The organism is Flavobacterium aquatile LMG 4008 = ATCC 11947 (genome assembly GCF_000757385.1).
Lineage (GTDB): Bacteria > Bacteroidota > Bacteroidia > Flavobacteriales > Flavobacteriaceae > Flavobacterium > Flavobacterium aquatile.
In genome coordinates, this window is sequence record NZ_JRHH01000006.1 from 61,825 (window position 1) to 73,473 (window position 11,649).

The window sequence follows — 11,649 nt, forward strand, 5'->3', positions numbered from 1 at the left end:
GTTGTCAGATAGCAATTTTGGATTGTCAGATAGCAACTTTAGGTTGTTAAATAACAATTTTAGGTTGCCAAATAACAATTTTAGGCTATCAAATGACAATTTTAGGTTGCTAAATAACAATTTTGAGTTGTCAGATAACAATTTTGTAAATTAGGTGATAAATTCTGGAGAAAATTAAACTAACACAATTAATTTCAAAACAATTCCATCCTCCAAAAATCAAAAAATAATTTACAAAAACCACGTAAAACTACGTACACTATTGTTAGTATTAATAGGTACATTTGATAATTGATATACTAAGTTTTTTAACTAGTTATTAAACAGGATTTACCATATTGAAAAGGCAAACAACTGTAAACCAAATCAGATTACCTGAATGTCATTTAATTTCTAAATTCGCAACTTATGGGTACTACTGCTACATTAGAACAATTAAAGCTAGCTCAGAAAGAACTGCTGCTTCATCATGAAGAGTTGGAAAAATGTTCGCACGAATTAAGAATAGCCGAAAATAAACTGAAAATCGGTGAAGAGGAAAAGAAGGAACACATCAGACAGTTGAACAGCGATTTGGAGAAAATGATGTTTATTGTTTGTCACAAGGTTCGGAAAAAGGTTGCCAATATTTTAGGGATTTCTACTATACTGCAAACCAATGAAAATCTTGAAATTAACGATTGGAAGGAAATGCTTGATATCATTATAAAATCAGCCCAATCACTGAATACTGCAACAGAAGAATTATCCAAATTTATACATATCAATAGAGTTGACATTGAGGAAACGCAAGATTAATTTTTGAGATTTACTCAAAAACCACTAACAATACTTTAACGCTTGGTTAACAGAATATATAGTTTCATATAAATATATTTGTTTTCAATAATTACACTTAATGAGAAGTCTTGCTTTTTTAAAAACCTATATTGTACCACTTTTTATATTGTTAGTTGTTAGTTCATGTAAAAATGAATTTTCAGGTAATGATTACACCGCATATTTTGGAGGAGAGATTGAAAATCCGTCGTCTAGATACGTTCTTTTTTGCAAAAACAATAAGGTAATAGACTCCATAAAGCTGAAAGAGGACAATACTTTTTTTGTCAAATTTGACTCGCTAACTCCTGGTTTATATACGTTTAAAAACAATCCCGAATATCAATATGTTTATTTTGATAAGAACGATAGTTTGATGGTCAATATCAACTCAAAAGAATTTGATGAGTCGATGGTTTTTTGTGGTCGCGGTTACGAAAAAAACAATTTCTTAATTGAAATGTATTTGAGAAACGAAAAAGACAGAAATGGTTTGTTCGAAGCTTTCAATTATGACTTTGCTAAATTTGATAAAGCCTTAAGCAAACTCTTTGTTGCCAACCAAAAATACTACGAAACACAAAAAGAAGCTGTAAACTGGAACGATGAATTTGACGTGTATGCCAAAGCATCATTAGATTTTCCTAATTACACACTAAAAGAAATATATCCTTACGTTCATAAAATGCGTACCGGAAAAGATGTCATTGAGAAACTTCCGCAAGACTATTACGGTTTTAGAGATGAAATTGATTACAACAACGAAGCCTTAACCAATTTTTCTCCGTTTGTGATGTATTTAAGTCACATGTTGAGTAATATGGCGGAGATAAAATACCATAATCATTACTCGAATGCCGATTTAGCTTTAAAAACAAACATCAATAAACTCAACATCACCGATTCTATAATTAAAAACGAAAAAGTTAAAAACATTGTGCTTAACACGATTGCTTTTAATTATTTGTTGGAAGATCAAAACATGATGAACAACAATTTGTTTTTAGACACCTATCATAAATATTCTACCGATAAAAGTCAGAAAAACGAAATTGTAAAAATTGGAAACGCCATTCAGTTACTAAAACCACATTTTGATTTACCTAGAGTTAATTTAGTAGATTTGAACGGCAAAACGGTTTCCTCTTCTAATTTAATTACAAAAAATACCGTATTCTTCTTTTGGTCGTCAAATGCAAAATCACATTTAACCGAAGTACACAAAAAAGTAATTGATTACGAGAAAAAATACCCTGAATTCAATTTTATCGCTATCAATTTGCACGATAAAGAACACAAATGGAAAGAAACATTATCCAACTATGATTTTAAAGGAATTCAGCAATACCACTGCGCCAACTTTGAAGATTTAAGAGCCAAATGGGCCATCACAAAAATCTACAGAACAATTGTTGTAAACAAGGACAAGAAAATCATCAATGCGTTTACTGGGGTTTTCGAAGTTGATTTTGAGGATAATTTGAAATAATATACGAAGTACAAAATACGAGAATAAAACACATAAAAAAAGCCGATTTTCAATTGAAAATCGGCTTTTAAATTTATTACTCAGTATTATTTCAAACCTTGTATTTCGTATTTCGTACCTCGTACTTTTATTTATTTCCTTTCTCGAAATCAGCAATAAACTGTGCTAATCCGATGTCAGTTAATGGGTGTTTTAATAATCCTAAAATTGCAGAAAGTGGTCCAGTCATAACGTCTGCTCCAATTTTCGCGCAATTAACAATGTGCATTGTGTGACGCACTGATGCAGCAAGAATTTGAGTTTCGTAACCGTAGTTATCATAGATTTCTCTAATTTCTTGAATCAAATTTAATCCATCAGTAGAAATATCATCTAAACGACCAATAAATGGTGATACAAAAGTAGCTCCAGCTTTAGCAGCCAATAACGCTTGACCTGCCGAAAATACTAAAGTCACGTTAGTTTTAATTCCTTTATCAGAAAAATATTTACATGCCATTACACCTTCTTTTGTCATTGGTAATTTTACCACAATTTGATCGTGTAATTCAGCAAGTTCTTCACCTTCTTTAATCATTCCGTCGTAGTCAACTGCATTCACTTCGGCACTAACTTCGCCATCACTAATGTTGCAAATGTCAACGTAATGTTTTAAAATATTGTTTTTCCCTGTAATACCTTCTTTAGCCATCAACGAAGGATTAGTTGTTACTCCATCAAGAACTCCAAGTGCTTGTGCCGCTTTGATTTCGTTTAAATTGGCTGTGTCAATAAAAAATTTCATACTATATAATTAAGTTGTGTTTTTAAAATTTGGGCGTTACCCTACGTGAAAAACTTCGGGTCAGGCTTTCCGTTCCAAGTCCTCAACTTACTTCCACTAACGTTCCAGCAAGTTTCCGGGCTTTCCTCTGCAATCCTTAACGCAATCGTGTGCAAAATTACGAATTCCTTTTCAAAAATCAATTGCAAAAGTCAATTTCAAAAATCAATTTCAAAAATCAACTTCAAAATTTCAAAGTTTGTCATTTCGACGCAGAAGAAATCTAATAAAGTGATTAAAATAATGTGATTTCTCCTGCGTCTAAATGACAAAATCAAAAAAAAATAAACACAATACGATCAAAATTGACTTTTGATTTTTGAAGTTGACTTTTGACTTTTGTCAAAGCTTATAATGATTCATCAACATTTTTTCATAAACTTTATCTGGAAGAATTCGTTTTAAAACAATAGAAAACTTTTGCATAAAAGCTCCAATTTTGTAATGAATTTTAGGGTTTGGTGTTTGGATAATTTTATAAATTGCTTCTGCCATTTCATTTGGATTACTTCCAGAATCAACGTGTTCGTCCATGGTTTTCAATGTATTTCCGTACGGAACTTCATAAGCCGAACCTTTTAGCAATGGCGCGTGAAAACGTCCTGCAGCAATATTAGTAGCAAAATCTCCTGGCGCAACATTAGTAATATGAATTCCGAATGATTTTACTTCCATACGTAACGCTTCGGTAATTAATTCTAAAGCACCTTTGGAAGCCGAATAAATGCCGCGATACGGCAAACCCATATATCCAGCAATCGAAGTTATGTTGATAATTAAACCCGATTTTTGGGAACGCATTTGCGGTAAAACCGCTTTCATCACTTCTATTGGTCCGAAAAGATTGGTTTCAAAATTATTTTTGATTTCCTCAGTTGGAATTTCCTCAATTGGGCCCGTAATTCCAACGCCAGCATTATTAATTACTACGTCTATCCTACCCGATTTTGAAATAATTTCAGCAACTGCTTTTTGAATACTTTCTTTGTTACGAACATCCAAAGCAATCAACGGAAAAACCGAACCAGAAATCTTCTCCGGATTTCTACTCGTTCCATAAACTACAAATCCTTTCGTGTGAAGAAATTCTCCAATCGATTTTCCTATTCCAGAAGAACCGCCTGTTATTAATACTACTTTACTCATTTTGTCATTGCGAGGCACGAAGCAATCTCATCCTCTATTTTAAATTTTAAATATCAGCTAAATAATAAAAATTCCTAATCCTGCTTTTTCAGATAATTTAATTTTACCGTTTATAATTTTTGTTCCATTCGCAATATCATTTTCAATTAGATTTGCTCCGTCTAAATCGGCATAATCACACAATGGTGCCAAAACTGCTCCAGCCGAAATTCCAATAGTTGATTCTGTCATGCAACCAATCATTATTTTGTAATCTAAACTTTTAGCTTTCGCAATCATTTGAATTGCAGGAGTTAATCCGCCACATTTTACCAACTTGATATTGATACTTTTATAATGTGGTTTTAATTGCTCCAAATTAGTTTCATCTTGACAATCTTCGTCGGCCATCCAATTGGCAAACCTATTGGCGTTTAGCGATTGATAATTGCTTGAACTTTTTTGCATTGGTTGTTCCAAATATAAAAATTTTGAAACTATTTCTTGATTTTCTAACCAAATACAATCTTCTTTTGTAAAACTTCCGTTGGAATCTAAAGCAATTTGATAATCTAATTCTAATAAAGATTCGATTTCCTTTTGATGAAAACCATTACATTTTACTTTAAATTTATTCCAAGCTGAAGATTGAATTTTCTGAATCTGATTTTCAACTTTATCAACACTAATCGTAATCGAAGATTCTGGAAGTTGATTGATTTCTATCGAATTTAGTTCTGCAAACGACTTGTTTTCTAATTTCCCAAATAAATCCCAATAGGCACAATCTAATGCCGAACGCAGAAAACTATGAAGATTTAAAGTCAACAAAAACTGATAAAATTCTGATGGATGAATGATTTTACGAGTTTCAATTTGAGTTTGAACCAACTTTAAATTTGAAGTAAAATCATTTAAATTAATTTGATAATAATCAATCGAAGTACATTCGCCGTAACCTTTATAACCTTGATGTGAAAGTGTAATAATTAATGCTTCTCTAAAAGTATAATTTCCGTAAGAAATGGAGAAAGTTTCCTTTAAATTCAATCTAACAATTTGCCAAGATAAATTCATTTAGGAAGTGGAATTAATTTGTTATTGAAGTACAAACAAATGTAAAAAAATAATTCCGACACGAGCTTAGCGACTGACGCAGTAAACAAGTTCGGAATGAAAAAAAATGGCAAGCGACCTACATCGCACCGCTACAACCACATACCTTTGCTATGTTCCCATCCTGGAGGAGTCTGCAGGAGCTGGTCGTGTAGGACTTGCCGGTGCAAAGATACAATCTTTTTATATTTTTGCAAGAAATTAACATCATAAATAATACATTTGTGAATATAAAATTCAATCAATTACCAATGAAAAAATATAACGCATTAGCATTCATTTTATTAGGATTAGTTTTAACAAATTGTGGCGGAACTAAAGAAGATTTTTTTAGTATTAATGAAGAAAAAATCAAGGCGCAATACACGGTAAATGACAAACTTTCGCTTGAAATTTTAAATTTAAAAAGTCAAAAGGTAGATAGTGTTGTATACAACATCAACAATAAACGAGTTGGTTCAAATAATGGTGCAAGCGCTTTTTCATTTGATTTAAAAAATCAGAAACTAGGTTACCAAAATATTAAAGCAGAAGTTTTTTATGATGGAACTACTGAAATTGATTCTACAAGAATAGAATTAGTATCAGCAACCGAACCAAAATTATTGAAATATACTATTGTAAATACGTATCCTCACGACATTAAAGCCTACACACAAGGTCTAGAATTTTACAGAGACACACTTTATGAAGGAACCGGAAATGGTGCTGGAAATGGAACTGGTTTAAGAGGAATTTCAAGTTTGAGAAAAACCAATTACAAAACTGGTGAAGTTTATAAAAAAGTAGAATTAGGACAAGATTATTTTGGCGAAGGAATTACTATTTTAAATAATAAAGTGTATCAATTAACTTGGTTGAATAATGAAGGTTATGTTTACAATGCTGATACTTTTAAGAAAGAAAAAACGTTTCAATATTTTAAAAAAATAGAAGGTTGGGGTTTAACAAATGATGGTAAAAACCTATACCAATCTGACGGTTCTGAAAAAATATATAAATTGGATCCTGAAACTTTAAAAGAAGTAGATTATGTTAATATTTATGCAGGCGGAACCAAAATAAAAGAAATTAACGAATTAGAATGGATTAATGGGAAAATTTATGGAAACGTTTATGGAAAAGATGCCATTGCAATTATTAATCCAAATAATGGTTCAATTGAAGGAATTATAGATATGGCCGAATTGAAGAAAAAAATTACACAACATCCAGATAGCGATGTGTTAAACGGTATTGCTTACAATCCAAAAACTAAAACAATTTTTGTAACAGGTAAAAACTGGGACAAGATGTTTGAAATAAAAATAATTGAGTAATGTCTAACAATTCAAAATCTGAAATGCCAAAATCTTGTAAAGAAAATTGGCTTGAACTAAATACAGAAGAAAAAGTGCGTTTTTGTACTTTATGTCAGAAAAATATTTTTCAGTCTGAAGGTGAAAGCGATGAAAATTTAAATGGTATTTGTTTGAAATATTCTTCGAGTATATCTGAAAATGAAAGAAGTAAATTAAAATGGCTTGATAAAATTTCAGAATTCTTAATCTATAGAAAAACAAAAAAACCGAGTTAGAAGCTCGGTTTTTTTATAGTATTATTTTTTCTTTTTGGCATCTACATATTCCATTTTGGCAACATCGTAAACCCATTTATTTTCCTGAGTTTTATTCTTTTGAGTTATGGAACCATCAGCATTTAAAGTAAACTCAAAACCTTCTCTTCGCATACGTTCTTGCGTTTCTGAAACCGTTTTGTTTTTATCTAAATATACTTTTTCAACAATATGATTGGTCATTTGAGTATTTGAAAAAACTTGTTTCTTTGTTGGAATCTCATATATAATGGAAGTTATAATAGTCAAATCCTCAGTTTTCAAATCAGTTTTTGTTATATTCTTTTCTGTAAAAGTCAATAAATATAATGCAGCACCATTTGCTTTAAAAGCAGTTATTTTAGTATTTGTTGGGGCAAATTTAGCATCCACATTTTTAATTGTGATAGCATCCTTTGGTTTACCATTTTCATTAATGGTAACTTGAAAAGTACCGCTTTTAACTTCTACAACTAAATTATCTACTTTAGCAAAAACACCTTTTGCATTAGCGGTTACAACTGTTTTTTTGGTAGCAGCTTTTTTCTTTTGAGAAAATGTTACATTAGAAATTAAAGCAACAAGAACAATAAAAATTATTTTTTTCATAACTACAATTTTGATTTTTATAGATGAGCAATATACAAAATAATTTATAGGGTAAATGTTAAATAAAAAAACCACCTTGAAATATAGACAAGGTGGCTTTCATCAATAAAACTTAAAAACTATTCTTTTGTTGACTTCACAGCTAAGTTATAAATTACTAAACCAAATCCGATTTTGTTAATGGCATCGGCAATGTTGTAAGCAACATCTACATTTCCTTTTCCTAGTAATCCTGTGTACCAACCGTCGGTTCCTAACATGTATCCTAAAGGATAAATTGCCCAACCAACAAGTACAAACCAACATAAAATTTTGTGAGCAGACAAAACTTCACCTCCAGCAGCAGCAGCTAATTTGGAAGCTTCTCCCAACCATATTTCATAAACAATAGCAAAGTAAGCAATTCCAGAAACTAATCCCCAAACCCATGCATTTGTTGGATCTACGGCTTCACCAAAATAACCTGTAACTAACATTACTAATGAATAAATAATCATTTTCCATAATAATGATTGTTTTGCTCCTGCAACTTTCAGAATTAAATAAAACTCTAAACACATCAATGGAACGGTTAAAACCCAATCAACATAACGGAAAAAAGTTGGTGATTCTCCAAAGCTTGCCCAATAATCTCTCATGTAGAAATAATGAACCGCTGCAATAAAAGTAATTAAACCAGAAACTAAAACAGAAACACGCCACTTTTTATCAAACTGACTAAGAGATAAAAAGAAAAATGCTGATGCAGCCATCATAGCCATGCATCCAATGAAAAATGTAAATCCAACGTAATCTGTTGGTAGCATTTTCGAAACAAGCGAAATAGATAATAAATTGTTCATAAAAATAAAAATTTAAGTTATTTGTTTAATCAAATTTACAAATGGTTAAACAAACAAAATAATTTTGTTTAACTTTTTATTATTATCTTTAAACAAAATTTCAAATTAGAAAGATGTCTAAAACAAATAAATTCGCCATAATTTTTAGCTTTTTTGCCTTATGGATAAATGTGAATTTTTCGCCTAACTATCAACAAGTTATTGGATTTGTAGTAATATTCTTATTTGGAATCTTACATGGAGCAAATGATTTAGCATTATTTCAGAAAATTAGCGAAACAAAAAAAAGTATTTCATTAAAAAAATTGACACTGTATTATATAGGAATAGTGATTCTTGGAGCAGTGCTCTTCTACTCCATTCCAATTGTGGCTTTACTCCTTTTTATTTTATTCAGTTCTTATCATTTTGGAGAACAACATTGGAATACACTAGAAACAAAAGAAAAGAATAGTTGGATTACAATATTTCAAACCATTTATGGATTATTTATATTTTCGTTGCTATTCAGTTTTCATGAAATTGAGGTTGAAAAAATAATTTATCAAATTACTAATACTTCAATTCAGCAACTTGAATTTAAGTGGATAACAATTTGCATTGGATTATTGATGATTGCATCCGGAATTAAACTCAACTCAATTTCAGTGAAATTTAAATCAGAAGTTGTTGTAAATATCTTTTATCTAATAGTTTTTGCCATCATTTTCAAGACCGCCGATTTAGTTTGGGCGTTTGCAATTTATTTTGTGATTTGGCATAGCATTTCATCTATTGAAGAACAAATCAATTATTTGTATGGAAGTTTTACTCTGAAAAATTTTAGAAGTTATTTTATCAGTGCATTTCCGTATTGGATTACATCACTCTTAGGAATTTTTATTCTGTACTATATATTTAAGGACAAAGAACTTTTTAATGCCTTATTTTTTTCATTTCTAGCCGCAATTACATTTCCGCATACTATTATAATTATTAAGATGCAGAATAGTAAATAAAAAAAAACCGAGCAATTTCTTACTCGGTTTCTCCTAATTATATTTATTTGAAAAAATTATTTCACTTCTTCAAATTCTACGTCCTGTGTAGTATCACCTTGAGCGTCAGCTTGTGGTTGAGCTTGTCCAGCTTCACCTTGAGCATACATAGCTTCTGTAGCAGTTTTCCAAGCAGCGTTTACATTGTCTAAACCTTTTTGGATAGCTTCAACATCTTGCGATTGGTGAGCCATTCTTAATTCAGTTAATGCATACTCGATACCTGTTTTGTGCTCGTCAGAAATTTTGTCACCTAATTCTTTTAACTGAGATTCTGTTTGGAAAATCAAACTATCAGCTTCGTTAATTTTTTCAGCTCTTTCTCTTGCGATTTTGTCAGCATCAGCATTTGCTTCAGCATCTTTTTTCATTTTTTCGATTTCTTCAGCTGTTAAACCAGAAGAAGCTTCGATACGAATATCGTGAGATTTTCCAGTTCCTTTATCAGTTGCAGAAACTTTGATGATACCATTAGCATCAATATCAAAAGTTACTTCAATTTGTGGAACTCCTCTTGGCGCTGGTGGAATACCATCTAAATGGAAACGACCAATTGTTTTATTATCAACAGCCATTGCTCTTGCACCTTGTAAAACGTGAATTTCAACTGTTGGTTGAGAATCTGCTGCAGTAGAGAATACTTGTGATTTTTTAGTTGGAATTGTAGTATTTGATTCAATCAAAACTGTCATAACTCCACCCATTGTTTCGATACCTAAAGATAAAGGTGTAACGTCAAGTAACAATACATCTTTTACATCTCCAGATAAAACTCCACCTTGAATAGCTGCTCCAATTGCAACAACTTCATCAGGGTTAACACCTTTAGATGCTTTTTTACCAAAGAATTTCTCCACTTCGTCAGCAATTCTTGGCATTCTTGTAGAACCACCAACAAGGATAACTTCGTCAATATCTGATGTAGATAAACCTGCATCTTTTAACGCTTTAGCAACTGGTTCCATAGAACGTTTTACTAAAGAGTCAGATAATTGTTCAAATTTAGAACGAGACAATTTTTTCACTAAGTGTTTTGGTCCTGAAGCAGTAGCTGTTACGTAAGGTAAATTGATTTCAGTTTCCGCAGAAGATGATAGTTCAATTTTAGCTTTTTCAGCAGCTTCTTTAATTCTTTGTAATGACATTGGATCTAATCTCAAGTCAATTCCTTCTTCAGCTTTAAATTCATCTGCCAACCAGTCAATGATTGTTTGGTCAAAATCGTCTCCACCTAAGTGCGTATCACCGTTTGTAGACAATACTTCAAAAACTCCGTCACCTAATTCAAGGATAGAAATATCAAAAGTACCACCACCTAAATCGTAAACTGCAATTTTTTGATCAGTTCCTTTTTTGTCTAATCCATAAGCTAATGCCGCAGCAGTTGGCTCATTGATAATTCTCATTACTTTAAGACCTGCAATTTCTCCAGCTTCTTTTGTAGCTTGACGTTGCGCATCGTTAAAGTAAGCAGGAACAGTAATAACTGCTTCTGTAACTGTTTGACCTAAATAGTCTTCAGCAGTTTTTTTCATTTTTTGAAGAGTCATTGCTGACAATTCTTGTGCTGTATATAAACGACCATCGATATCAACTCGAGGCGTATTGTTGTCACCTTTTACTACAGTGTAAGGTACTCTTTTCGCTTCTTCTGTAGTTTCAGAAAAAGTATGTCCCATAAAACGTTTGATAGATGCAACCGTTTTAGTTGGGTTAGTCACAGCTTGTCTTTTTGCTGGATCACCCACTTTAATTTCGCCACCTTCAACAAATGCAATGATCGATGGAGTTGTTCTTTTTCCTTCTGAGTTAGGGATTACTACTGCTTCTTGTCCTTCCATTACAGAAACGCAAGAGTTCGTTGTACCTAAATCAATTCCAATAATTTTTCCCATTTTTATATTTAATTAATTTTAGAAAATTCTTTTTTAAACTTGTCTGTCAAAAAGCAATGATTGTGCCACAACAAAAAACGCAATAAATTGTCAGTTTTAAAGGTAACTGACAGTTATTCATATGACAAACTGACACAAAACATTGAATTACTATTCGAAAATAGTGACCTATTAAATGTCTTCTCAAATTTGATATATCAAAATTCTATAATATTTAACACTAATTATATAACTTTATCCTACAACATTTTCGCACCTTTGTAAGACTAACTATACCTTTGTAACTTGCAAACCAATAAA

The 11,649-nt window shown here is 31.5% G+C and carries 11 protein-coding genes and 1 other RNA gene; 5 read left to right on the forward strand and 7 right to left on the reverse strand.

Translation table 11 applies throughout. The annotated features are described in order from the left end of the window. Nucleotides 1–408 precede the first annotated feature (408 nt). Both LG45_RS14845 and LG45_RS14850 read left to right on the forward strand, forming a co-directional pair. A complete protein-coding gene (locus LG45_RS14845) occupies nucleotides 409–798 on the forward strand; it encodes a hypothetical protein (RefSeq protein ID WP_035128616.1) in 390 nt (129 codons plus the stop codon). Nucleotides 799–898: 100 nt separating this feature from the next. Further along, a complete protein-coding gene (locus tag LG45_RS14850) occupies nucleotides 899–2,308 on the forward strand; it encodes a TlpA family protein disulfide reductase (protein ID WP_035128618.1) in 1,410 nt (469 codons plus the stop codon). Nucleotides 2,309–2,435: 127 nt separating this feature from the next. Here LG45_RS14850 and fsa read toward each other — a convergent pair whose 3' ends face one another. From fsa to ffs, 4 genes are all read right to left on the reverse strand, one after another. Next, on the reverse strand, nucleotides 2,436–3,092 hold the full coding sequence (fsa, locus tag LG45_RS14855; protein ID WP_035128621.1) for a fructose-6-phosphate aldolase: 657 nt from the start codon (nucleotides 3,090–3,092) through the stop codon (nucleotides 2,436–2,438). 381 nt (nucleotides 3,093–3,473) lie between these two features. Further along, nucleotides 3,474–4,277, reverse strand: a complete 804-nt coding sequence (locus tag LG45_RS14860) for an SDR family oxidoreductase (RefSeq protein WP_035128623.1) — start codon at nucleotides 4,275–4,277, stop codon at nucleotides 3,474–3,476. A gap of 57 nt (nucleotides 4,278–4,334) precedes the next feature. Further along, nucleotides 4,335–5,333 carry an enolase C-terminal domain-like protein gene (locus LG45_RS14865; RefSeq protein WP_035128625.1) on the reverse strand — a complete coding sequence of 333 codons (999 nt, stop codon included), beginning with the start codon at nucleotides 5,331–5,333 and terminating at the stop codon, nucleotides 4,335–4,337. Between the two features lie 105 nt (nucleotides 5,334–5,438). Continuing rightward, nucleotides 5,439–5,536, reverse strand: an RNA gene (gene ffs, locus LG45_RS16320) — signal recognition particle sRNA small type. 87 nt (nucleotides 5,537–5,623) lie between these two features. Between ffs and LG45_RS14870 the strand changes: the two genes are divergently transcribed. Together LG45_RS14870 and LG45_RS14875 are read left to right on the forward strand one after the other, a co-directional pair. Beyond that, nucleotides 5,624–6,691 (forward strand): glutaminyl-peptide cyclotransferase, encoded by a 1,068-nt coding sequence (locus LG45_RS14870; RefSeq protein ID WP_035129156.1) that lies wholly within the window; start codon nucleotides 5,624–5,626, stop codon nucleotides 6,689–6,691. Next, the gene (locus LG45_RS14875; RefSeq protein WP_035128627.1) at nucleotides 6,691–6,948 is read left to right on the forward strand and encodes a hypothetical protein; all 258 of its coding nucleotides are present in this window, start codon (nucleotides 6,691–6,693) and stop codon (nucleotides 6,946–6,948) included. Before LG45_RS14870 ends, LG45_RS14875 begins: the two co-directional genes overlap by 1 nt. A gap of 21 nt (nucleotides 6,949–6,969) precedes the next feature. Here LG45_RS14875 and LG45_RS14880 read toward each other — a convergent pair whose 3' ends face one another. After that, a complete protein-coding gene (locus LG45_RS14880; RefSeq protein WP_035128630.1) occupies nucleotides 6,970–7,575 on the reverse strand; it encodes a hypothetical protein in 606 nt (201 codons plus the stop codon). A gap of 119 nt (nucleotides 7,576–7,694) precedes the next feature. After that, nucleotides 7,695–8,417, reverse strand: coding sequence for a bacteriorhodopsin-like (locus tag LG45_RS14885; protein ID WP_035128632.1), 723 nt, complete (start codon nucleotides 8,415–8,417; stop codon nucleotides 7,695–7,697). 113 nt (nucleotides 8,418–8,530) lie between these two features. On the opposite strand from LG45_RS14885, the gene LG45_RS14890 reads away from it, so the two are divergent. Further along, nucleotides 8,531–9,415 carry a Brp/Blh family beta-carotene 15,15'-dioxygenase gene (locus LG45_RS14890; protein ID WP_035128634.1) on the forward strand — a complete coding sequence of 295 codons (885 nt, stop codon included), beginning with the start codon at nucleotides 8,531–8,533 and terminating at the stop codon, nucleotides 9,413–9,415. Between the two features lie 56 nt (nucleotides 9,416–9,471). Here the strand turns inward: LG45_RS14890 and dnaK are convergent, their stop codons facing one another. Next, nucleotides 9,472–11,349, reverse strand: coding sequence for a molecular chaperone DnaK (gene dnaK / locus LG45_RS14895; protein ID WP_035128636.1), 1,878 nt, complete (start codon nucleotides 11,347–11,349; stop codon nucleotides 9,472–9,474). Nucleotides 11,350–11,649: the final 300 nt, after the last annotated feature.